Origin of the sequence: Rhodoflexus caldus (genome assembly GCF_021206925.1) — a bacterium.
GTDB lineage: Bacteria > Bacteroidota > Bacteroidia > Cytophagales > Thermoflexibacteraceae > Rhodoflexus > Rhodoflexus caldus.
Genome location: NZ_JAJPRF010000003.1, coordinates 29,824 through 52,781 on the forward strand (window position 1 = coordinate 29,824; position 22,958 = coordinate 52,781).

A 22,958-nucleotide genomic window follows, 5' to 3' on the forward strand; every position below is an offset into this window, starting at 1 on the left:
ACTGCCTGTATGACACATGTATACGGGCAGAATAATGATGAACGGTTTCGGATAAAATTATTGCGCCTCAATACGCAACGCGATGAGGCTTTCCCCGTGTTCTACGGTAATCAGTTCTATTACTTGGCTGCGGGAAAACTGAAATCGCCCGTCAACCTCAGCAACAGCGGCGCAAACTATTACCTGTTACCACATCCGGACAGCAGCTATTCGGCCAGAAGGCGCGTATTCATTGCGCAAAAAAGAGAAGAACAGGGTATTCTCTCCGGCGCATCCTATGCGACAAGCAAAAATCGCATGTTTTACAGTCGCCATTTGTCAAAATCTGGTCGCAACCCGCAAACATCGCGCATATACGAAGCCCTTGTATCGAGTAACGTATGGTACAGCGCATTGCCTGTGCTGCGGAATCTGCCCGACAGTGTTACGGTTTGCCATCCATCGGTATCGGAGGACGGCAACACGCTGTACTTTGCTGCCAATCTTCCCGACAGTCGGGGCGGAATGGATATTTATGTCGTAAGAAAAGACAGCACGGGCAAGTGGTCAGCACCTGTTAATGCAGGGGCAGGCATTAACTCGCCGCAAGATGAGATAACCCCTTTCATTCATCCCGAAGGCAACCTGTACTTTGCTTCTAACCGCAACAACGGCTATGGCGGATTTGATATTTATGAAGTACCTTCCATAGCAGGCCAACTGCAAGAATGTCGTTTAATGCCTCCTCCTTTCAACTCAACCGATAATGACTTTGCGCTGATTATGAACGAAGCGCAGCGAATCGGTTACTTCAGTTCCGACCGACGGGGAAATTATGACATTTACGCCGTCAGCGTTATAAAATTGCATCATACGCGCAACCTAACCGAAAGCGGAGAAAACCTGTATGAACAGTTTGAAATGGAGGTTTCCGGCAGTGTTATAGATACAGCCAACCGTCAGCCGGTCAGAGGCGCACTGGTCAAACTGCGGGACATTTACACCGACGATATCCGAATTACCTTTACCGACAACGAAGGAAGGTATCTGTTCACCGTTCAGAATGACCATAAGTACCAAATAGGCGTTTCCAAAGTAGGTTATCAAAGCACAGAGGATACAGAGTTTTCAACCATCGGCATTACCGAACCTATTCCGCTGAATATCAACTTACTGATGAGCTTGCCGTTGTACAGGCAGTCATTGAAAGTACAAGTGCGGGAGGCCGTCAGCAACACCAAACAATCATCGGGAAACATTCCGGTGGTTGATGCGCATCTTGTACTGGAAGATGTGGCAAGTGGCGAAAAGTACGAGAAGCGCAGCGACCCCGACGGCTCATGCTTGTTTATCATAGAACAAGGGCGCACCTACAAACTGTTTGCGGAAGCAACAGGCTACCAAAAAAGTCTGCCCTATCGGATTACTACCAATCCTAAGTACATGGGGCAGTTTATTGAGATGACCGTAGATTTGCCTCGCGAGGAAGTAGTTAATAATGCTACTAACCGCTACATAAAGGCCATTGTGGTCAATCAGGAAACCAACCGACCGCTGGAAAACGCAACCGTATATTTAACCAATCCGAAAACAGGCGAAACTCGCTTTCTGTACACCGCCAAAGACGGCACTGCTACCTTCAAGGCAGACTCGGGACTTGTTTATAAATTAGAAGCGCAGATACTCGGCTATCAGATGGAAGATTACATGATTGCCGAAGGCAGCGATGTGGAATTGGGAAAAACTCAGGAGGTTCTGCTGCCGTTAAAGCCCGTTAATTACAACCCCATTCCGTTGGATGTTTCCGTGCCGACGATTTATTATTCTTCCGACCGCGAAATTCTTAACGATGAGGTAAAAGCCGAGCTAAACCGCATCCTGCAACTGCTAACAGAATACCCCGGGGTAAAAATTGCCATAGAAGCCCATGCAGGTTTGCACGAATCTTCGCGAAATGTATATGAAATAGCACTGAAACGCGCCAATGCAGCCGCAGCCTATCTGTTCAAAAACGGGTTGTGGCGCGAGCGAGTGGTGGCCATCAGAAGTTTTGGTGCTGAACGCCAACGCAACGACTGTGTGCGCAAAAACTGCACCCCCGAACAGCGTCGTGCCAACCGCCGTACTGAATTTATCATTGTATATCGGTAGGTTGAATCAATTGCAGCATGGTTTCACACTTCATCTCGGTTTCGTTCCATTCTTTTTCGGGGATGGAATCTTCCGTAATGCCGGCTCCTGCGTATAAAATCAGGCTGTTTGCTTGTAGCTGCATGCAACGCAGGTTTACAAACAAATGACTTTCGCCTGAAATATTTACGCTGCCGATGTAGCCGCTGTACAACGCCCTGTCGTAGTGTTCATGGGCAGCTATGAACTCCATTGCAGCAGGTTTGGGCATTCCGCAAACTGCCGATGTAGGGTGCAGCAATTCAAGCATAACCGTCCCTAACTGAGGGAAATTGGTTGCGCGCATATCCACTTCAAAATCGGTTCGCAGGTGAATGAGCTTGCCTGCTGCCACTGTTCGAGGGCCGTTTTCTTCAAACTCGCGCAGACGGATTTTTTTGAAGCAATTGATGATATAGCGGCTTACCATTGCCTGCTCGGCTATTTCTTTTTGTGTCCATGTTGCCTGCTGCAAATTGGTCAGCGTACCTTTGGCTTGTGTACCTGCCAGCGCCATGGTGCGGAAAATCTGATACCTGTCCACGCTCACTAATATTTCAGGCGTAGCACCCATCCAAACTCCGACTTGCGGAATTGCAAAAAAGGATACAAAAGCATTGGGATAACTCTTGACAAGTTCAACAAATACTTCTGCAGGATTAAATCCCTCAGGCATGGCGGCCTCCTTTTGCTTAGAAAGCACCACTTTTTGAAATTCGTGCCTCTTGATTGCTGCTACGGCCTGCGCTACCGCTGCCCGAAAACTTTCCGATGAATTACCGCTTACGGCAGTTGTTTTTACATAATTTTTCAAATGCTGCACCGAAAACTTCTCCGCAGGCATTTGTGCCGATAGCTCCGCTCCCTTGATGCGTTTTACAATTCCCTCGGGTGCAGTTTCCCATATCCAATGTTCATCGGCTGGTATAAAATACACCCCCTTTTCGGCGTGAAACGGTGCTGCAACAAAACCGGCAGGCAGCGCCTCCAAGTCTGTTTGCAGGTGATGCTGTGCCTGCGGCGCAAAGCCTGCAATCAAATGAATGAGGTTGCTTTCGGGCAGTTTCCAAACAGCAAACGGGCGGTTTTCGGCACTGATATAAGCAATCAGGTGACTGATTTCCGTTGCTAAACTGACAGGGGCGGCAATGCCAACGTGCGGCGCAGACAACATAAGGCTACAAACATCTTCAGCTTTTAAACGCTAAAATGACAATGATTGTTGTAACAACCAATGGGACTCAAAGCCATTCAATGGCAAATTTCTGTGCCAATTGCTGTAAATCTTCTACTACCGGAGCTACCAAGGGAATACCTGAACGGCGGCGTTCGGCTTCGGCCTCACGCTCAGGGTCGCCGGGAATCAGCACGCGCTCGTAACCTTCAGCAGGTTTTGCATTGCGAAATCGGCCAATCCAGTTATCCATGTGGTGTTTAAACTCTTCGGCAGGGCGGAATGCATCTACGCGCATAGCACCCAAAAAGTGGCCTAAACCTTCGCCCACAGGGTCGGCAGGCAGTGGCAAAAAGCTAACAAAGGGCGGTGCCCAAGGGCCATAGCCTGCACCGGAAAGTACTGCTGAAAAAATATCTACGATAGAACCGAGGCAGTAACCCTTGTGGCTGCCATGTTCGCGGTCGGAGCCAAGCGGCAGCAATGCGCCGCCTTTTTTCAACGCATTGGCATCGGTGGTTGGTTGGCCTGCCTTGTCTTGCACCCATCCCAGCGGAGCATCGGCATTTTTGCGCTGTAAAATTTCCAACTTGCCGTTGGCGGCTGTAGTAGTGGCAAAATCTGCCACAAAAGGCGGCTGCTCCTGTGCGGGAATAGCCACAGCAATCGGGTTTGTGCCCAACATGCGCTCTAAGGAAAAAGTGGGCGCAACCAGTGGGCTGGCGTTTGTCATCGCCATGCCAATCATATCGTAGGCAAGTGCCTGCATGGCATGATGGCCTGCAATACCAAAGTGGTTAGAGTTTCGCACACTTACCCATCCCGTCCCTGCCTGTTGGGCTTTCTTGATAGCAACTTTCATTGCCCAAGGCGCTACCACCAACCCCAGTCCTGCATCACCGTCAATGGTAGCGGTAGAGGGGGTTTGGTGTACAATGCGGATGTTGGGTTTTGGGTTAATCCGCCCCGCTTCCCACAGACGCACATATCCTGAAAGTCGGGCGACTCCGTGCGAATCTATACCGCGCAAATCGGCTATCAATAAACCCTCGGCGGCAGTAATCGCATCGGCCTCAGAGCAGCCAATGGCAGTAAATACTTGGTAAACAAACCGGTAGAGCGATTCGTAAGGAAAAGTTTGCATAAGCAACTGACAGGGATGATGGTATCACAAAAAAAGAGTTGCAGGTTATCAGCTTTTGGCTTTAACCCGCAACTCATGCAGTTCTACTTTTGGTCAATAAGTGATTAGCCGGCAACTACTTCTACTGCCACTTCTTTCTTCACTTCTTTGTGAAGGTCGAGCACGGCAGTGTATTGGCCAAGCATTTTAATTTCACTCTTGAAAACAATTTTTTTGCGGTCAATGTCAAAGCCCTTTTCTTTCAGAGCTTCAGACAATTGAGTAGTAGTAACCGCACCAAAGATTTTGCCGCTTTCACCGGCTTTGGTTACGATTTGAATCACCAAATCGCCAATACGGTCGGCCAGTTCTTGTGCTTCGCGCTTAATTTTTTCGGCTTTGTGAGCAGCCTGACGCACGTTTTCGGCAATAATTTTTTTATTGGACTCGGTGGCAGCAATAGCCAGCCCGCGAGGGATGAGGTAGTTGCGGCCGTAGCCGGGCTTTACATCAACGATGTCGTTCTTATAGCCCAAACCTGCGATATCTTCTTTGAGAATAATTTCCATGACAGCAATTCGATAATTGTTGGTGGTTAACTAAGACTATTTGAGCGAATCGGTTACGTATGGTAACAGCGCCAGATGACGGGCACGCTTCACGGCTTGTGCTACGCGGCGTTGAAATTTCAGGCTGGTTCCTGTCAGGCGACGAGGTAAAATTTTACCTTGTTCGTTTACGAATTTCAACAGAAAGTTCGCGTCTTTGTAGTCGATGTACTTAATTCCGCTCTTCTTGAAACGGCAGTACTTTTTCTTGTTTTCGTTGTTTCTAACAACTGATTCGTTTACGAGTGTCATGGCTATTAGGCTTCGGTTTCGGTTTTAGCAGTTTCTGACTTTTTGTTGAATGCGCCTTTGCGGCGTTTTTCGTTGTACTCCAAGGCGTGTTTGTCTAACTTGGTAGTCAAAAAGCGCATTACGCGCTCATCGCGCTTAAACTCGGTTTCCAGTGTTTTGATAACATCCGGCTGGCCAGAGAACTCGAACAATGTGTAAAAACCTGTGCTCTTGTGCTGAATGGGATAGGCGAGCTTTCTAAGCCCCCAGTCTTCGTGGTGATACACATCCGCACCGAGCGAAGTCAGCACTTGTTTGAATTTCTCGACTGCATCCTTCATCTGAGCATCAGACAAAACGGGAGTTAAAATGAATACAGTCTCATAGTGGTTTGGCTTCATAAAATTTAGCTACAAACGTTTAAGATTAATTTTGAGGGGGCAAAGTTAGACCAAAACATCTGAAAAACAAGTATTTCCCGATACTTATTGCGCATAAACACCCATAGCGGCAAATTTCTCGATGCGTTGATTGATGCGCTCGCGCGGAGAGAGGGCGTTCAGTTCGCGGAAGTTATTCAGGATGGCCTCTTTTACGGTCTGAATGATGGCGGCTTTGTCTTTGTGTGCGCCTCCCAGCGGCTCGTCAATAATGCCGTCAATCAGTTTAAATGCCAGCATATCGGTTGCGGTGAGTTTGAGCGCTTCGGCTGCCTGCTCTTTGTAGTTCCAGCTTCGCCACAGAATAGAAGAACATGACTCGGGCGAAATCACGGAATACCAAGTGTTTTCCAGCATCAAAACGCGGTCGCCAATGGCAATGCCCAAAGCTCCGCCTGATGCACCTTCGCCGATAATGATACAAATGACAGGTACTTTCAGCATGAACATTTCGCGCAGGTTGTGAGCAATTGCTTCTGCCTGCCCGCGTTCTTCGGCCTCTATACCCGGGAAAGCGCCGGGCGTATCAATAAAAGTAACAATGGGTTTATTGAACTTCTCGGCCAGTTTCATCAGGCGCAGCGCTTTGCGGTAGCCTTCGGGGTTGGCCATACCGAAGTTGCGGAATTGGCGCTCTTTGGTATTGCGGCCTTTCTGCTGACCTATGAGCATAAAAGTTTGCCCATCGATGGTGCCAAAACCGCCTACCATTGCTTTGTCGTCGGCTATGTTGCGGTCGCCGAAAAGTTCGATAAAGTCGGTAGTGAGGTTGTAGATATAGTCCAGCGTATAGGGTCTGTCCACATGTCTGGAAAGTTGTACGCGCTGCCAACGGGTTAAATTGCGATAGGTTTCTATCTTCAAATCGTTGATGCGGCGTTCCAGCGTTTTTACGGGTTCGGAAACATCTACGCCGTTTTCGGTTGCCAACCGCTTCATTTCAGCAAGTTTTTCTTCCAACTCGGCGATAGGTTTTTCAAAATCGAGCAACATCTTGTTTGTTATGAGTAGGACAAATGATGAATCAGTAGATTAATTGTTCATGCTGAGCAGGAACTCCTCGTTGTCTTTGGTTCCTTTCATGTTGTTCAGCAGGAATTCCATAGCCTCGCTGGAATTCATATCGGACATGTACTTGCGCAGAATCCACACGCGTTGCATGGTATCTTTGTCGAGCAAAAGGTCTTCGCGTCGTGTACCCGATGCCGGAATGTCTATGGCAGGGAATACTCGTTTGTTGGCCAGTTTGCGGTCTAACTGCAATTCCATATTGCCGGTACCTTTAAACTCTTCAAAAATCACTTCGTCCATTTTGGAGCCTGTGTCAATCAGTGCAGTAGCGATAATGGTTAGCGAGCCGCCGTTCTCTACATTGCGGGCTGCACCAAAGAATCGCTTAGGCTTGTGGAGTGCGTTGGCATCTACACCACCCGACAAAATTTTACCGGAGGAAGGTACAACCGTGTTGTAAGCTCGTGCCAAGCGGGTAATGGAATCTAACAGAATTACCACATCGTGGCCGCACTCTACCATTCGTTTGGCTTTTTCCAATACAATGCTGGATACTTTGACGTGGCGTTCAGCCTGTTCGTCAAAAGTAGATGCTATTACCTCTGCATTGACGCTGCGTGCCATATCGGTTACTTCTTCCGGACGCTCGTCAATCAGCAATACAATGAGATATACTTCGGGATGGTTTTTGGCAATTGCGTTGGCAATTTCTTTGAGCAATACGGTTTTACCTGTTTTGGGCTGTGCCACAATCATTCCGCGTTGGCCTTTGCCGATAGGCGCAAAAAGGTCTAACAAACGGGTGGAATATTCGCTTGATTTATGGCTCAGTTTCAGGCGCTCGTTGGGGAACAGCGGCGTGAGATATTCAAACGGAACGCGGTCGCGCACTTGCTCGGTTGTTTTGCCGTTTACGGTAATTACCCGCAACAGGGCAAAGTATTTTTCGCCTTCTTTGGGCGGACGAATGGTTCCACGCACGGTATCGCCTGTTTTCAGGCCGAACAGTTTGATTTGTGAAGGAGAAACATAGATATCATCGGGGCTGGCCAAGTAGTTGTAGTCGGAAGAACGCAAAAAGCCGTAACCGTCCTGCATAATTTCCAGCACGCCTTCGTTTTCAATAACGCCGTCAAAGTCTCGCACGGTGTATTTAGGTTGCGGTTGCTGCTGCGGGCGCTGCGCTCCTTTTTGAAACGACTGACCGCTGTTGCCCCCCTGACGTTCGTTTTCGGGGCGGCGCTGCGGGCGCTGTTCGGCAATAACGGATTGTTCGGAAGTTGGCGGTGTATCTGTTTCCGGTGCAACTATCGGTGCAACTATCGGTTCTGCCATTTCCATATCGGCCACGGGTGGCAAAGCAGTGGCATCTATCATAAAATCTGCCGTAAAATCTTCTTCCAAAGGCATTATCGGCAGGTTCTCTTGTTCAAATACGTCATTATGAACCGGCTCCAACGGCTGCTGTTCACGTTTATTTACCCTTGTTCTTTTCTTTTCCCGAACAGGCTCCTGTGTGGCGGGAGGCTGTTCAAGTACCGATATTTCTACACGTGGCGCTACGTTCTGACGCTCTCTGCGGAGTTTCAGCGTAGGGGTATTTGTTTCGGGTTTCTTTTCAGTTTCAGTAACTGTATCTGCGGCAGGAGAGGGCGCGGAGGCCTGATGCTCTAAAATTTTGGCAATCAAATCTTTTTTGGTGGGTTTGCCCACAACTTTCACACCCAATTCCTCAGCCAGTTGCCTGACCTCTGACAAGAGTTTAATGTTCAACTCTTCAATACTGTACATACAAATGCGGAAAATAAGTTATTGCTGCGACGCGGTCAGCAGCAGGAAGGACAAGAAATTTTTAAATTGAATCAGAAATGGAACGCACTAAAAAGCTTCTGTGGAGAGAAGCAAAAAAAGGAATAACTGCGCAATAATACGGGTTATACACCTAATAAGCAAATACTACACCTGTTTTTTGCCGTTATTTTCTTTTTCCATGCTTTCCGTCTAACATTGCACAATGAAAGTTTTTTGGCGTATCCTGTCGTTTACTGATGCATGGGGGCGTTTTTTGCCCTTCTACATGTTGGTGCTGCTGCTGTCGGTTGTATTTGGTGCACTCAATTTTTCGCTGCTTATTCCGCTGTTCGATGTTCTGTTTGAAAAAGTGCCTGCCACCGCCACATCGCTGAAAGAACCGATGTTCGACGGCAACATTATTGCGTATGCTACTGCCTACTTCAATTACCGTCTTCGCCTATCTGTGGCAGAATACGGGCCTATGCAATCGTTGCAAATGGTGTGTGCGGTGTTGGTTGTGTCGGTGGTGCTTTCCAATTTGTTTGTTTATTTGGCTCAGTACAGCATGAATCAGTTGTGTTATACGCTGATTCGCGACATTCGGGTGGCTCTTTTCGAGCGTTTTACCGACCTGCATTTGGGCTATTTCAAAGGAGAAAAAAAAGGCGATTTGCTTTCGCGCTTGACCAATGACGTGCAGGAAGTAGAGGTTACGGTTATCACCGTGCTCAAATCCATCATCAAAGAGCCTGTTACCATCATCATATTTTTTGGTGCATTGCTGTATCTGTCCGTAGAACTCACGGTTTTCACTTTGCTTTTTCTGCCTGTAAGCGGTGCCATTATTGCAGAAATCAGCAAGCGACTGCGCAGGGAAGGCCGCGACCGACAAGATATGCTCGGCAAAATTGTCAATATTGCCGACGAAGTGCTCGGCGGCATTAAAGTAGTGAAGGCCTTTAATGCAGTGGGGTATGTAAACAGAAAATTTGCCGAACGCAACGAAATTTATCGCCGCCTGACCATCAGCATTGAAAACAAGCGCGATTTAGCCTCGCCCCTTTCACAGGTATTGGGTACAGTGGTAGTGGGGGGAATTTTACTCTACGGCGGCAAAATGGTATTCGGCGGCGAGCTGGCAGCCTCTTCTTTTCTGACTTATATTGCTTTTTTTACACAGATACTCACCCCTGCAAAGTCGGTTTCAACGGCTGTCAGCACCCTGCAACGGGGTGTGGCTTCCATGGAGCGCGTTTTACAGGTGCTGGATACTCAGCCTGCCATCCAGTCCGCACCCGATGCACAAACCATTAAAGGTTTGGAAAAAGTAATTGAATGGCACAATGTATCGTTTGCATACGGCGAGCGAATGGTGCTGCAAAACATCAACCTGCGATTGGAAAAAGGAAAATCGCTGGCGTTGGTTGGCCCTTCGGGAGGCGGAAAATCTACGCTGGCCGACTTGCTACCCCGTTTCTATGACCCCGTGCAAGGCTACATCAGCATTGACGGCGTAGATATTCGTCGGATTGAGTTGCAGTCACTCCGCAATCTTTTCGGCATTGTTACGCAAGAGCCTATCCTGTTTAACGATACGGTTTTCAACAACATTGCCTTTGGTATGCCTCATGCAACCATGGAGGAAGTGGAAAAGGCTGCCCGCATTGCCAATGCGCATGAGTTTATTATGCAGTTGGAAAATGGTTACGATACGTTGTTGGGCGACCGTGGCGGCAGACTTTCCGGCGGTCAGCGGCAGCGCATCAGCATTGCCCGTGCCGTTATGAAAAACCCACCTATCCTGATTTTGGATGAGGCAACCTCTGCGCTCGATTCCGAATCGGAAAAGGCTGTGCAGGAAGCATTAGAAAATGTGATGCAAGGCCGTGCTACATTGATTATTGCACACCGCCTGAGTACGGTGCAAAATGCCGATGAAATTGCCGTCATTCAGGAAGGGCGCATTGTTGAACAAGGCACGCACCGCGAGCTGATTGCACTTGAAGGCATGTACAGCAAACTGACCCAATTACAGACGTTTTAAAACGGCTTATTGAAACCCTCCCGACACTATACACAAACAACTTGTGTCGGTTTTTTTTTGCTTCCTATTGCTTCACTCTGCCAATTCATAAGCCGTACTTCTGCCGCCTGCGGCTGTTTTGCGGAGGATTTGCTTTTCTGTCAGGTACTGAATATCTATTCTCCGTAAAATATGCGGTGAATATACGCCTTATTCTCCGCAAAAACCTCAATAAATCCCAAAAACTGTCTTTAATTCACTTCAACTCCCTTGTCAAATCGCTTTTTGTCAATTTCGCGGCCGTCGGTGTCGTAGTAGCGCCAAGTGCCGTCGGCTTTGTCGTTGCGGTAGCGTCCACGCACCTTGATTCTGCCGTTAGGGTGATATTCGCGGTAGTCTCCGTGTTTAAAACCGTCGCGGGTTTCTACTTCGCGTTTCTTTGTGCCGTCAGCGTAGTATTCGGTCTGCACTTTGGCGTTGATGTCGCCGATGATTATTTCGTCTGTTGATTCGGTAACGGCTGCCGAGTCTTGCTCCGGGTTTGCCGGAACGACAACGGGAGTACTCTCTCTTGCCTCAGCATCAAACCGCACCAGCAACTGCGTATCAAATACTTCATCGTCGCCAATCAGTTGCAAACTCACATGTTCAAAGCAGTTAATATACGCCTTGTTTGCGTTCATGCTTGCCCAAGTAGCAGGAGAAACCATGGAGCGCATCGTGGGGAACATGACAGGCATTTGCATGTACATAAAAATGCTGCCTGCACGCGATGTCTGCTCTATCAGTTCGCTGAAGCCCTGTTGTGCTGCCAGTGTACGGCCTGCCTCGTAGTCGTCTATGATGTTTTTCAGGGTTTGCGGATGGTTGCTGAAAACCACATAATCGCCGATATAGGTGAAGTAGGGGCGCTCCAATTTTTTAAACAACTTTTCCAGAAACAAACGAAAAAAAAACTTGATGGTCAGGTACTTGATGGGATAGCCCTTGTGTTCGGTTTCAATGAATTTCATGGGGGTTCGCTTGCGGATTTGCTCGCCTACAAAGTCCAATTTCTCGCGCCCGATGGTTTTGTCTTTGGCTTTGATGAATACGGCATAGTCTTTTTCGCCGCGGCTGCTTTCGGGCTGTAACTGCACAATGGCTACCTCCTCGCCAATCCAGTTGATGAAACTTTCGCGGAAATCCAATTTCAAAAAGCGCTCTATCTGCTGCACGTTGCGCTGATAATCACTCCATGCGGCAGCGTCTTCTTTGTATTTTTCTTCAAACGAATTGTAGAAAACGGAAAAATCTTTACAGGTGAGCGTGAGATAGTTGGCGGTGCGTTGTGGCAGTACTTCGTGTACAGACATGCGCCCTTGCCCGGCCTGCAACAGGGCGCGGTAGTAGGAATGTACCGAATCGGGCAAATTGGTCAGCCCGCTGATGCGCAGCCATCGGTCATCCTCTGTGTAAAAATTGCCGCCCGTAAATGCCAATTCTTTGCTGATGCCGTCAATAAAATCATTGGGAGGCATATAGCAGCGAAAGTAATCGTCTAAGTACGCATAATTGAAAAACAACTTGAACAATCCGCTATTTGACGTTTTTTTGCTTACCTGTACAAATTTGGGGTTTTGTACCAACTGCGGATTGGTTCGCTGCAAAAGTGCATTTTCTACCAATTTGCCCTGAAAAGAACAAACCATCAGGTTTTCTACAAAGGCCGCCGAAATGAGTGCTCCCGATTTTCTGTTCCGAAATTCGTAGATGACCGTGCCATCAAAGTCGCGTTTGGCAAGGTTGAACCCCGAAAAAGGCAATGCTACCAGATATTCCTGCAAAAAGGTGAGCCTTGCGGCGCTTTCGAGGTCTACAACAAACAGAAAGTCGTAGTCCGAAGGTTTATAAACATGTGCCGAAACCAGTACATTTCTTGAACCCAGCAGTTTGAACAACTCGCTGTTTTGCTCAATCACAGAGTCCAGCGCATTGGTGCCTTCGGTCAGCGCACCGAAGTAGGGCTGCTTGCGCAAGTGCTGCCAAATAGCACTGCGGCTGATTTCGCGCCAGCTTTCTATCGGTTCGTCGGTTTCTATGACAAATACTGCATCGGCAGGCACCAAACTCATTGGCGGCAGGTTGCCTATTTTTTGCCCGATATAGTACCAACCCAAGTACAGCAGGCAGGCAACAAATATTAGAAATAAAACTACTTTACGCATGGTTGAACAAGTCAGATAAGTTTTGGCGGGCTTTGCGGTAGTTGCTCCACCAGAAGAAAGCCGCCACGGGTACGAATACAGGCACTACACAACTGCCGACAAAGATAAGATGATGCAACATAAACGGCTCCAAAGACCTTCCTTCGGCATATAGCGCATATTTCAAAAAAATGGCATAGCTGATATAGGCATAGGCAACAAGTAAGAGTAGCAATGTCAGCCATGCCTGCTGCCAGTGGAAAATGGCAATCAGCAAATAAAAAGGCAGTGCCCCGATAGCAGCAGCCAAACAAGCCTTTTGAACTTTGTGCCATAAAAAAACCTGCGATTGCGCCGCGCCCTGCATATCTAACCACACTCGCGGTTCACAAAAAATATAGAATGAACCTATTATCAGCAAGTACAACAGCAGCAAAGCGACCTGTGCCACCATTGCCCAATAGAAAAAAATCGCCAGTACCCATACAGCCAGTAAAATCCACCCATTTTTGCGCAGGCCTGCTTTCCACTCGTACATATCGGCAGGCAAACGGTTGAACAGATGCAAACTTCCTGTGTTGCGCATGGCAGGCATTCGTGCATCGGGCAACAGCCACCACACCACCAGCCAGACAAGCATCCCTTGCCAGTATGCCCAAGTAATCATTCCGATAAAAAACGGCAAAGCAAGCAAAGCATATTCGGTACGCATCAGCCATGCCCACTGTGGGGTAAGTGTTTGGAGGAAAAAACGGTCGCTTCGGCTGAAATGCAGCCCGACAATAATGACTACCGCCGTCAGTAATAAAGCCAGTGGACTTTGCAAGGCTACCAACCGAAATGCTGCCCACAGCACAAAGGATAGCAACAGCAGCAAACGCCACAGGCCTAAATCGCGCAGACTGCGCACCAAAGCTACTGCCCGCAGATAGAGTATTGTTCGGATAACAGGCAACATAGAAAAAGCCCCTTTGCAAATTAATGCAAAGGGGGCTGAAACTATTGTTCAAAAATAGTTGGTGATATTATAAAAAGAATGCGTTTAAAATAGTCCCAAACGAATCATACCGGCCATCAACTCAGTACCTGCCAAAAATAAGCCAATGCCCAGCGCTTTGTGTTCCGGTCGCAATCTTGCAAAACTTGATGGTAATGCTGTTACACTTGCAAAAGCCATTGATATAACAAATGCACCCAATACTAAGGCAAACAGCCACGAAGGCAGCGGAAGCCAAAAGGCAGCTATCAATAATAAAGTCAAACAAGCAATGGGTATAAAAACGTTCTGCCAACCTAATTGTACAACTATACGGCCTGCAAAAAATGCTAATATTGCCGCCATTGCCAGTATGGCGGCGGCTAACTGCTCGCCACCAATCACAGCTTGACGTACTATCTCCATATTTGGCAGAATTTCTTGAATAAATGCCATACAAATACCTAACAAAAGCCCGTTTATGAATACCATGACAAAACCTGAGCGGCTTATCTCTTTTATTTGTCGGCTGCTCTGCATACTGCCTGTACGAACGTTCCTCATTTCGTTGCGGTATAGAATACCACTCAAGAGAATCAAAATGCCACCTGCGGCAAATGTAACAGGTGCACCGATAGCCTGTGCAATCGGTACGATAACGGGTTCAAGTGAGTAAGCCAAATCGGTAACAAGGGTGAGTAAACCAACGGCCACAGGCATTTTCTCTGCCGAAACCATGTCTTCCAGACCTGCCAGTGCAGGCGCATGGAAAATATTCATTGCAATCAGCCAGAGTGTTACCAATACAGGAAACAGCCAGCGGAAAATACCATCGGGCGAAATCGCAATAGTTGTTGCCACACTCATAAAAATCATGGCTACAATACCGATACCGGCCATCACAACGGGCAGACTGTTACCGCCTTTGGCACGATAGCGGTCGCCCAGCCGTCCGGCCAATGGCGGAACAACCAATAAAATAACTGTCTGTGCTACCAACACAAACCTGCCAAGGTACTCAAAGCCAAATTGCGCAAGTAGGGGTTCCTGAAAGTTATGATAAGCTACCCAGCTAATAGCAATAGAAGCACTCAATAAAGTAAGAGCTATCAGTTGAGACCAGCGGATTGCCGGTGAAACAGGAGCATGAACAGTAGGCGTAGCAGTAAATGTTGCTTGATTAGCAAGATTTGCCATATGGGTTACATAAAAGGTAATTAAGGTATTTGTTGAGTGAAAAAAGGGGTATATGTGAGTGTACGCATAACACCATTCAATGTTACAACATCTAACCGATTATTTTGGACTTATTGCCTCACTTCCAGCAAATGTCCCTTACCAATACCAAAATTACCCATGCCGTTTGTGCCTTGCACAACGTAGCGGTAACGGGCAGCGTTATCGGCTGTATAAAATGTTACTCTGGCTTTGCCTGTTGTGCTGTCGGTTTGGATAACAGGCTGCCAGTACAGCGTGCTTCGCAAATCAGGCTTAGGCGAATTAGGCTCTTTGGCATAGTCCGGTACATAAAACTCACGGGCTTTGTAGTAGGCGGCCTCTTTGAAATGGAAAATACCCGGCAAAGGCGTTGTGTCTGTAATGTTGTTCCCCCGCTTGGTAATAATGTTAATCACTCCGTTGGCACCATTTGCACCATAGGCAGCAGCGCCTGCTCCTTTCAGTACTTCCACAGCGGCCACATCACTTGGCGGAATGCTGCGGGCTGCCGAAATATCGCTCATAGGCATCCCGTCTATCAACAGTAAGGGGGCTGTACCACTATTGAATGAATTGACTCCGCGAATCTGTACTGTTGCATTGCCGTATTGGTCTACACCTACGATAACCCCTGCAATACGCCCTTGCAATGCCTGTAATACGTTGCCGGAAGGAGCAGCCGTAGTAAAATTAATGTCTTTATACGTCAGGATGGCATCGGGAGCAACCAGCATACGCCCCTGTGTGATTTCATCTTCCGGCTTAATTTTCGTGTCTTTTATGACCACTTCCTGTAAATAGCGGTCGGCAAGCCCGTCGTAGGTACGGTTAGCCTGTGCCTGTTTCTGCCAGTTTTCAATGTAAGACATCAGCGAAGAGGCAGGTTGCGTAATATAATTCATCGGACTGACGGCAGGGTAACTGCGCTTATCCAATACCACTTGTACATTTTCGCGGTTGCCCTTGGCTGTGCTTGCCTGAATGGAGAATTGCAGCGAATCGGTAAAGTCCAAATCGGTAATAAGAAAATTCCCATACTCATTGGCGGTAAGTTGAATGGTTCTGCCAATCGGTTTTTGGAGGAGTACCATCATTTTGGCATCGGGTATGCCTGCGCCTTTGCGGTCGCGCACCTGCCCGCTGATAGCAAAAGTTTGCTCAATCTTATGCACGTAGCGCAAAGAATCGGGATTCAGAATTTTTTTCCATACAAACCTGCGCCAGCCGTGCGTCATCATCAGCAAGTCCAGTGCCTCATAGGCTTTTTCATTGTTTTGTAAATAAAATGACGGATTACGAATCAAACCCGGCAGCTCGGAAGTAAGCATCATGTAGCTCATCAAATCTTCCGGAAAAGGCTGCGTTTCGGGCAAACGGTCGGCATCCAGCACTGCCAGCGACAGGGAAGCAGCAGTAGGCTTGCCATTCAGCGTAGTCTCTACATCTAACGAAACCAAAGAGCGCTTGCCAACGGTATTGGCAGAAGGTGTAATTTTCACCTGCAAATCGCTCTGCGGCGTGCGATTGAACACTAATCGCTCTGCCAGTGGCTCCAATTCGTTAGTGAAAAGTGTGATTTGTAGAATCCCTTCGGGCAACCCGCGCCTGGGGATGCGGATATTGGTCAATGCATTGTCTATTTTTCCCTGAACGGCAAAAACCATTTCGCCGCGCCCCTGAACGACCAGTAATATACCTGTTTTAGCAGCTACATACGGCTCGCTTGCATACACCTGCACGCGATAGGCTGTGTCGGCGGGCGTGTGCAATACGTTCATCATAATACCGCTCTGCTGAGCAGCAGGCAAGGGGAACTCCTGATAAGTGCTGTCGGGAAAATATACGCGGGCAAGGTAGTTGTCGCCGGCCTGCGGCACTAAGCGGAAACTTCCCAAGCCGTCATGCACGGCATTCATTCGCGCTGCCAATTTATTGTCCTGATTGACAATAATACCGCCCAAATTCAAAGGCTCGCCGTATAAATCCGTGATTTTAAAGGCTACGCGATTGCGAAATCCATTGACCATTTGACCACTTTCAGGAAAAAAATTCACCTTTAAGGCGGGTTTCTGATTCGTTCCGGCCTCTACCTCGCTTCCGCTCAGGATGGTCAGCGGACGGTCGTAAAAAGTTTCTTCGCCAAAGTTGCGTTGCCAGTTGGTATAGGCTCGCAGGCGATACGTTCCCGCTTTGAGTGTATCGGGAAGTGTTAAATCTCCCTTGCTGCGTCCGTTGATTACCTGTAAAGTGAGTCGCTTCAGCACTGCTGCCTCCGGACTGATAAGTTCTACATATAAAATGCGACTCAAAGGAGAAAAAGCCCAAGAATTGGCCTCATTGACATACGCAGAAAGCCATACAACTTCACCGGAGGCATAATAAGGCTTATCAGTATGTAGCCATACTTTTTCCTCTACGCGGGTGTCAGTATAGTTTTTCAGGGCTTTGGCAAGCGATTCCAAAGGCGGGTCATTGCGCCAGCTTATTAAAAAAGCGGCGCAAACAAGCAGAAGCAACAAGATAATGCGCATATTATTGACGATAAGGAAAACTTTTACGTTAAAGGTAGTTATTTTTTATTGACAACCCGCTTAAAAAGCAGCCGTTTTTTGTCAATCTTCTTCCTCGTTCGGATAAAGGTAGCGTTGTATTTGCTGCCGCAGTTCTACTAAATTCAGCGCAGGCAGTATTTTGCCGTTGCGCACGGCAGAAGCATGTCCTGTTTCTTCGGAGACAACCAACACAAGTGTATCGGTTGCCTCACTCATGCCAATAGCTGCCCTATGGCGCAACCCCATATTAGGCGGAACGTTCCTATTGTCGGTTACAGGCAGGATGCAGCGGGCAGACTTGATGCGACCGCTTACGATAATCATTGCACCATCGTGCAGCGGGCTGTTTTTAGAAAAAATGGAGATAATCAGGCGCTTGGAAATCATAGCGTCAATCATATCGCCCGTTTCGCAGTAAGCATCCAGTTCATCGTTGCGGGAAAGCACAATTAATGCACCTGTATGTGTGCTGCCCATGACTTTCATTGCTTCCAGCAAGTCGTGAATGTCAAAATCGTTTTCGCTGCGCCCCCTCCGTTTGAAAATGGCGGGCAGTTGCAGCCCCTGTATATCGGCCGATTTGCCAAGGATGAGCAAAAACTTGCGGATTTCCTGCTGGAATATAATCAGTGCGGCAATGATACCTACGCTCATAAACTTGTCTAAAATGAGCGTCAAAATCTCCATTTGGGTGGCTTGAACCACCAAAAACAGCAGGTACAATATCAACAGGCCGAGCAAAACCCGCAATGCCACCGTTCCTTTTACCAGCTTGTAAACGCTGAAAAGCAAAACGCTGACAAGGGCTATATCAAAAATGTCTGCCCATTTGATTTCTAAGAAGCCAATATGAAAAGCCGGTACGAGTATCAAGTAATTGTAGGCAAAAGAAATGAAGCCTTTTGGCGCAACCAATTTTCCTTACGCCCTAAATCGCGTCAAAGTTACACAAGTCCAAGCGCTTTTTTGGTTGATGTGTATAAGTAAGCAGGCAAATTTTTGCGTTCGCCTGTAAAGCACATCGGGCGGGTTTACACCGATTTGTTCGGATGAACACCCCCGCGATGAGGATGTTCATCCGAGTTATTAGCCCCAATCCACGAACTTGCGTAAGGCGTTTTAAACATTGCCTGCTATTGTTTCACCGAAAACGTCCGACGGTCTTTACCTACGCCTTTGATGGTCAGCGATTTGATTTGCGAAGGCAACCGAGTTTTCAGTTGGATGATGCCTTGGTCGGTGATGTCTAAGCCGCCGAAGCCGTTCAGCACGGCTTGCAACATACCGCCCGCACCCGTGGCAAAGTAGGGATTCGTTCCGCCTGCGGTTTCCGCAAGTACGCCAAAGGGCGGCGCTTCGTTGGGTTGGAAACTGTCCAAAAACTGCTCATAGCCTTTTTGCGGGTCGCCCGTGCGGGTATTGAGGATGCTGAAAATGGCATGTGCCATGGCGGGGCTGTCGCCTTTTCTGCCGGGGATGTTGTCGCCCAGCACTTTCCAGTAGTAATCCAAATCTTTGCGAATGGTTGCCGGGTCGGTGATTTGTTTGAGCGGATAAGCCAGCAAATTCACGTCGGCTTGCTTGATGGGTTCTCCGTTGTAGGTGGCGTGTTCGCGGGTAGTACCATCGGGGAATTTGAGGATGACCAAACCCTCTGCCACTTCTTTCCACTTCGGATTTTCGGGTAGCCCCAGCGTGCGCGCCGCTGCATTGGCATAGCCCAGAACTTCTTTTGCCATGCCGTTGGTAAAGGCGTTGTCATCTACGTTTTCTGCCCATTCGTCGGCACATACCACGTTGATAATGTGGTACTTGCCGTCGTTGCCTTTTTCGGCGCGGCTTATCCAAAAGTCGGCTACTTCTTTCAGCACGGGGTAGCCGCGCTGGCTCAGCCAAGCCTTATCTTGCGTTACCTGATAGTATTTCCAGAAAGCAAAACCCACGCAGCCCGTAATGTGGTGCTGAAAAGGACCTGTTAAAGCCCAGACGGGCGTGGATTCCTGCCCCGTATCGTCCGATTCCCAAGGGAACATCGCCCCTTGATAGCCGTGATTGCGGGCGTTTTGTTTGGCAGCTTCCAATCGTTGGAAACGATATTCCAGCAATGACTTGGCAATTTCGGGCTGCAAAATCAGCAGCGGCGGGAACATCCACAGCTCGGTATCCCAAAACACATGTCCGTTGTAGCCCAAGCCCGAAAGCCCCATCGGTGAGAGGCTGTACGCCGTGCCTTCGCGGGCAAAACTGTACAAATGGTAGAGCGCCGAACGCACCGCCCGTTGCACGGCAAGGTCGCCTTCTATTTCAATATCGCTTTGCCAGAGTTTTTCCCATGATTCGGTATGGCGTTTGATAAGGCGTTCGCGCTTTTCCAAAGCGGCAAAAATGGTCAGGCGTTCGGCTTCGTTATGCGGGTCGGCTACGTGTTCGGTGGCAATCACCGAACCGACTACGGCAAACCGATAACTTTCGCCTGCCTTCAACTGCTTGGTGAATTTGAGGCGATGCATCCCGTAGTCCCATTCTTCGTGGATGAGTTGCGGTTCTTCGCCGCGGTGTTCTTCAAACAAAAAACTGTTGCTTGCCGCTACGGTGTGCTTGCCCGTCGGGCTTTTGGCTACGGAAGTCATCAGCGGAATTAAGGCATGAGGGCGGTCGATGAGATGATAGCTGTTTTTAACATCGCGCAGCACGTCGGGGGCTTGCATGACGCTGTGCGCGGTAAACGAAAGGTCTTTTTTTGCCTGCACGGTAACTTCTATGAGTGCCGTATGAGGCAAATGGCGCAGCGCCATAACTGTGTGGGTAACGCTTGCCTTATCGGCATGGTCAAACGTGGTGGTGAAGGCTGCCCGCTTCATATCGAGCGTTTGGGCGTAGTTGCTGATGTTGTTGCGCCCTAAGCGTTTGCCGTCTATGTCCAAATCCATATTGGCAAACTCAAAAACCTTCATAATGTTGCTCACGCGCCCGCGTCCGTAGGTATCGAATGCGCCGTTTAGTACTACTTCGCTCACCTTCATCGGGTTGGGCGAGGAAACAATGCCAATCATACCGTTGGCTACGGTAATGCCGAAATAGCGGTTAGGGTCAATTTGCCGCGCCTGAATGTGCCAAGGCGAATTGCTCAGGTTTTGCGCCTGTGCATATCCTATCAGCAGCAGGCAACAGAAGAGTGCAGTCAGTTTTTTCATTGTTCAACAAAGCTATGGACTTGCGGATTTCGGATTTGGGATTACGGATTTTCAAATTTGGCTTACAAAATCGGAACAGTGCTGATTTGGAAATTTGAGATTGCGGAATCCGAAATTCGCCTTCCGCAATTCGAAATACTCTATCGGTCAGTCGCGCAGCCAGCCTTTGCGCCTGAACCAGAAGTAAATCAATATTACTACGCCAATCATAAAAAGCCAAGTCAGCCCGTAGCCCCATTCCATTTCTAATTCGGGCATGTATTTAAAGTTCATGCCGTAAACCCCTACGATGAAGGTAAGCGGCATGAAAAACACCGAAAAAATGGTCAGGATGCGCATTACCTCATTGGTGCGGTGCGATGCCAGCGAGAGGTGAATGCTCAACAGGTTGTTGGCATCTTCGTAGAGTTGGCTTGCCTGATAGTGCAGCCGCGAGGCATTGTCTATTACGTCCTGCAAATAGGGTGATTTGTCTGCATATGTCAGGCCTGTTTTGTTCAAAATCTCATTAACCGACATGAGCATATTCTTCATCACCGATGCACGGCGGCGGAGCAAATACAGTTTTTCAATAATGGACGTAGGAGCATTGTCGCTGAAAATGAGCTCTTCGTATCGGTCTAATTCTTCGGCTGCTGCATTAAGCGGCGGCTCATAGGTATGCACTACCGAGGCGTACACATCCAGCATAATCAAAAAACTCAGGTCGGTTTCATTTTTATGATAAACGCGCCATTTGTTGCGAATGACTTTCAGGTTTTCGTGGTCGTGGCGATGGATAGAGACCAGAAAGTTATCGCCGATGAAAAAGGCAAGTTTATTGGTCATCTTGCGTACGGTATCGCACTCGGGCGTGGAGTTTTCGTCAAACATCCGCACGATGATGAATGACACATCGCCAATTTTCTCATACTTGGGCAAGTGTTCAGGTTCTAAGCAATCCTGCACCGAAGTAGGGTGCAAATCGTACTGTACGGCCACCTGTGAAAGCTCGCGCAGCGAAGGGTCTATCAGGCTCGTCCACTCAAAACCGGTGGCCTTGCTTTTGAAAACCGACTCTATCATATCAGTTCTGCATTAGAAAGGCTTTGATAAATTCGTCAATTTCGCCATCCATAACACTTTGTACATCAGAGGTTTCCGTACCGGTGCGCAAATCTTTGACCAACTTGTAAGGATGAAACACATAGTTGCGGATTTGCGAACCAAAATCTATGCGTTTCTTCGTGTTTTCTATCTGGGCGCGGGCTTCGTTGCGCTTTTCAAGCTCCAACTGATAGAGGCGCGATTTGAGCATTTTCAGTGCTTTCTCTTTGTTCTGAATTTGCGAGCGCTCCTGCTGACACTCAATAATCAGGCCTGAGGGGGCATGGCGCAACCGAACCGCTGTTTCTACCTTGTTTACGTTCTGCCCGCCTTTGCCGCCTGAGCGAAAAGTCTCCCAAGTAATGTCCGCCGGGTTGATTTCAATCTGAATAGAATCATCAACAATCGGGTAGGCATATACCGATGCGAAAGAGGTGTGGCGGCGGGCATTGGAATCAAAAGGCGAAATGCGCACTAAACGGTGTACGCCTATTTCGGCCTGCAAATAACCATAAGCAAAGGGGCCGTCTATTTCCAGCGTGGCAGACTTAATACCTGCCCCTTCTCCGGGCTGATAGTTGAGTTCCGAAACTCTGTAGCCGTGTTTTTCGCCCCACATAATGTACATGCGCATCAGCATTTCAGCCCAATCTTGGCTTTCGGTGCCGCCCGCGCCGGGATTGATTTCTACAATTGCACCGAGCTGGTCTTCTTCTTTGTCCAGCATTTTTTTCAGTTCCAGCTCAGCTACTATTTTTTCGGTTTTATCTCTTTCTGCCAGAATCTCTTTTTCGCCTACTTCTCCGGCAGTGTAAAACTCATAAAGTACCTCTAAGTCATCCACTGCTTTTTGTGCCTGCTCAAAGTCGTTTGTCCAGTTTTTGCGCTGCTGGATTTCCTTCATGGTTTGCTGAGCGGCCTGCGCGTCGTCCCAAAAGTCGGCGGCAGTGGTTTTAGCCTCCAATTCGGCTATTTCTTTGCGTTTGCCGTCGTAGTCAAAGATACCTCCTCAAGGCCGATATACGCGCCTTCAAATCTTCTAACTGTGTGATTGTCATTCGTATAATCCAATTTTCAGAAAGGCAAAGTTAGGGTTTGCAGCGGAAAGTATTGCGGCTGCCTGCGTTTTATACCGATGCGGCGTTTTGATGGGAATAAATCTATATTTTTGCTGCCATCAAAAAACTATTTTAG

The 22,958-nt window shown here is 48.2% G+C and carries 17 protein-coding genes; 2 read left to right on the top strand and 15 right to left on the bottom strand.

From position 1 onward, the window contains the following. Positions 1-9 precede the first annotated feature (9 nt). Positions 10-2,130, top strand: a complete 2,121-nt coding sequence (locus tag NDK19_RS04390; RefSeq protein WP_250630633.1) for a carboxypeptidase regulatory-like domain-containing protein — start codon at positions 10-12, stop codon at positions 2,128-2,130. Here NDK19_RS04390 and NDK19_RS04395 read toward each other — a convergent pair. From NDK19_RS04395 to rho, 7 genes are all read right to left on the bottom strand, one after another. After that, complete coding sequence (locus NDK19_RS04395) at positions 2,114-3,322, bottom strand: chorismate-binding protein (protein WP_250630634.1); 1,209 nt, start codon at positions 3,320-3,322, stop codon at positions 2,114-2,116. The two genes, NDK19_RS04390 and NDK19_RS04395, sit on opposite strands and share 17 nt — an antisense overlap. Before the next feature lie 67 nt (positions 3,323-3,389). Next, on the bottom strand, positions 3,390-4,466 hold the full coding sequence (locus NDK19_RS04400; protein ID WP_250630635.1) for an Ldh family oxidoreductase: 1,077 nt from the start codon (positions 4,464-4,466) through the stop codon (positions 3,390-3,392). A 104-nt stretch (positions 4,467-4,570) separates the two neighbouring features. Further along, on the bottom strand, positions 4,571-5,014 hold the full coding sequence (gene rplI, locus NDK19_RS04405) for a 50S ribosomal protein L9 (protein ID WP_250630636.1): 444 nt from the start codon (positions 5,012-5,014) through the stop codon (positions 4,571-4,573). 36 nt (positions 5,015-5,050) lie between these two features. Next, positions 5,051-5,305, bottom strand: coding sequence for a 30S ribosomal protein S18 (gene rpsR / locus NDK19_RS04410; RefSeq protein WP_250630637.1), 255 nt, complete (start codon positions 5,303-5,305; stop codon positions 5,051-5,053). Between the two features lie 5 nt (positions 5,306-5,310). After that, positions 5,311-5,685, bottom strand: a complete 375-nt coding sequence (gene rpsF / locus NDK19_RS04415) for a 30S ribosomal protein S6 (RefSeq protein ID WP_250630638.1) — start codon at positions 5,683-5,685, stop codon at positions 5,311-5,313. An 84-nt stretch (positions 5,686-5,769) separates the two neighbouring features. After that, entirely contained in the window at positions 5,770-6,717 is a 948-nt protein-coding gene (locus NDK19_RS04420; RefSeq protein WP_250630639.1) for an acetyl-CoA carboxylase carboxyltransferase subunit alpha, read from the bottom strand. A 39-nt stretch (positions 6,718-6,756) separates the two neighbouring features. Continuing rightward, positions 6,757-8,526, bottom strand: coding sequence for a transcription termination factor Rho (gene rho, locus NDK19_RS04425; RefSeq protein ID WP_250630640.1), 1,770 nt, complete (start codon positions 8,524-8,526; stop codon positions 6,757-6,759). A 223-nt stretch (positions 8,527-8,749) separates the two neighbouring features. On the opposite strand from rho, the gene NDK19_RS04430 reads away from it, so the two are divergent. Beyond that, a complete protein-coding gene (locus NDK19_RS04430) occupies positions 8,750-10,573 on the top strand; it encodes an ABC transporter ATP-binding protein (RefSeq protein ID WP_250630641.1) in 1,824 nt (607 codons plus the stop codon). 230 nt (positions 10,574-10,803) lie between these two features. Here NDK19_RS04430 and NDK19_RS04435 read toward each other — a convergent pair whose 3' ends face one another. From NDK19_RS04435 to prfB, 8 genes are all read right to left on the bottom strand, one after another. Further along, a complete protein-coding gene (locus tag NDK19_RS04435) occupies positions 10,804-12,759 on the bottom strand; it encodes a DUF3352 domain-containing protein (RefSeq protein WP_250630642.1) in 1,956 nt (651 codons plus the stop codon). Further along, positions 12,752-13,696 carry a hypothetical protein gene (locus tag NDK19_RS04440; RefSeq protein WP_250630643.1) on the bottom strand — a complete coding sequence of 315 codons (945 nt, stop codon included), beginning with the start codon at positions 13,694-13,696 and terminating at the stop codon, positions 12,752-12,754. Before NDK19_RS04440 ends, NDK19_RS04435 begins: the two co-directional genes overlap by 8 nt. Positions 13,697-13,780: 84 nt before the next feature. Then, positions 13,781-14,911 carry an MFS transporter gene (locus NDK19_RS04445; protein WP_250630644.1) on the bottom strand — a complete coding sequence of 377 codons (1,131 nt, stop codon included), beginning with the start codon at positions 14,909-14,911 and terminating at the stop codon, positions 13,781-13,783. 110 nt (positions 14,912-15,021) lie between these two features. After that, entirely contained in the window at positions 15,022-17,463 is a 2,442-nt protein-coding gene (locus NDK19_RS04450; protein ID WP_250630645.1) for a TonB-dependent receptor plug domain-containing protein, read from the bottom strand. Positions 17,464-17,544: 81 nt separating this feature from the next. Continuing rightward, positions 17,545-18,357, bottom strand: coding sequence for a diadenylate cyclase CdaA (cdaA, locus tag NDK19_RS04455; protein WP_250630646.1), 813 nt, complete (start codon positions 18,355-18,357; stop codon positions 17,545-17,547). A gap of 260 nt (positions 18,358-18,617) precedes the next feature. Continuing rightward, positions 18,618-20,678 carry a glycosyl hydrolase family 95 catalytic domain-containing protein gene (locus NDK19_RS04460; protein ID WP_250630647.1) on the bottom strand — a complete coding sequence of 687 codons (2,061 nt, stop codon included), beginning with the start codon at positions 20,676-20,678 and terminating at the stop codon, positions 18,618-18,620. A gap of 147 nt (positions 20,679-20,825) precedes the next feature. After that, positions 20,826-21,743 (bottom strand): magnesium transporter CorA family protein, encoded by a 918-nt coding sequence (locus NDK19_RS04465; RefSeq protein ID WP_250630648.1) that lies wholly within the window; start codon positions 21,741-21,743, stop codon positions 20,826-20,828. A 1-nt stretch (position 21,744) separates the two neighbouring features. Next, positions 21,745-22,822, bottom strand: a protein-coding gene (prfB, locus tag NDK19_RS04470) for a peptide chain release factor 2 (protein ID WP_250630649.1) whose coding sequence is annotated in 2 segments (ribosomal slippage) — positions 21,745-22,770 and positions 22,772-22,822 — 1,077 coding nt in all. Because the reading frame shifts where the segments join, the coding sequence is not laid out codon by codon here. Between the last annotated feature and the right edge of the window lie 136 nt (positions 22,823-22,958).

What these genes read in the sequence shown, in the direction of transcription:
- NDK19_RS04390 (WP_250630633.1), top strand. Translation starts at nt 10, where the DNA reads ATGACACATGTATACGGGCAGAATAATGATGAACGGTTTCGGATAAAA.
- rpsF (WP_250630638.1), bottom strand. Translation starts at nt 5,685, where the DNA reads ATGAAGCCAAACCACTATGAGACTGTATTCATTTTAACTCCCGTTTTG.
- NDK19_RS04445 (WP_250630644.1), bottom strand. Translation starts at nt 14,911, where the DNA reads ATGGCAAATCTTGCTAATCAAGCAACATTTACTGCTACGCCTACTGTT.
- NDK19_RS04450 (WP_250630645.1), bottom strand. Translation starts at nt 17,463, where the DNA reads ATGCGCATTATCTTGTTGCTTCTGCTTGTTTGCGCCGCTTTTTTAATA.
- rho (WP_250630640.1), bottom strand. Translation starts at nt 8,526, where the DNA reads ATGTACAGTATTGAAGAGTTGAACATTAAACTCTTGTCAGAGGTCAGG.
- rpsR (WP_250630637.1), bottom strand. Translation starts at nt 5,305, where the DNA reads ATGACACTCGTAAACGAATCAGTTGTTAGAAACAACGAAAACAAGAAA.
- NDK19_RS04460 (WP_250630647.1), bottom strand. Translation starts at nt 20,678, where the DNA reads ATGAAAAAACTGACTGCACTCTTCTGTTGCCTGCTGCTGATAGGATAT.
- NDK19_RS04465 (WP_250630648.1), bottom strand. Translation starts at nt 21,743, where the DNA reads ATGATAGAGTCGGTTTTCAAAAGCAAGGCCACCGGTTTTGAGTGGACG.
- NDK19_RS04400 (WP_250630635.1), bottom strand. Translation starts at nt 4,466, where the DNA reads ATGCAAACTTTTCCTTACGAATCGCTCTACCGGTTTGTTTACCAAGTA.
- NDK19_RS04440 (WP_250630643.1), bottom strand. Translation starts at nt 13,696, where the DNA reads ATGTTGCCTGTTATCCGAACAATACTCTATCTGCGGGCAGTAGCTTTG.
- NDK19_RS04435 (WP_250630642.1), bottom strand. Translation starts at nt 12,759, where the DNA reads ATGCGTAAAGTAGTTTTATTTCTAATATTTGTTGCCTGCCTGCTGTAC.
- NDK19_RS04420 (WP_250630639.1), bottom strand. Translation starts at nt 6,717, where the DNA reads ATGTTGCTCGATTTTGAAAAACCTATCGCCGAGTTGGAAGAAAAACTT.
- NDK19_RS04430 (WP_250630641.1), top strand. Translation starts at nt 8,750, where the DNA reads ATGAAAGTTTTTTGGCGTATCCTGTCGTTTACTGATGCATGGGGGCGT.
- NDK19_RS04395 (WP_250630634.1), bottom strand. Translation starts at nt 3,322, where the DNA reads ATGTTGTCTGCGCCGCACGTTGGCATTGCCGCCCCTGTCAGTTTAGCA.
- rplI (WP_250630636.1), bottom strand. Translation starts at nt 5,014, where the DNA reads ATGGAAATTATTCTCAAAGAAGATATCGCAGGTTTGGGCTATAAGAAC.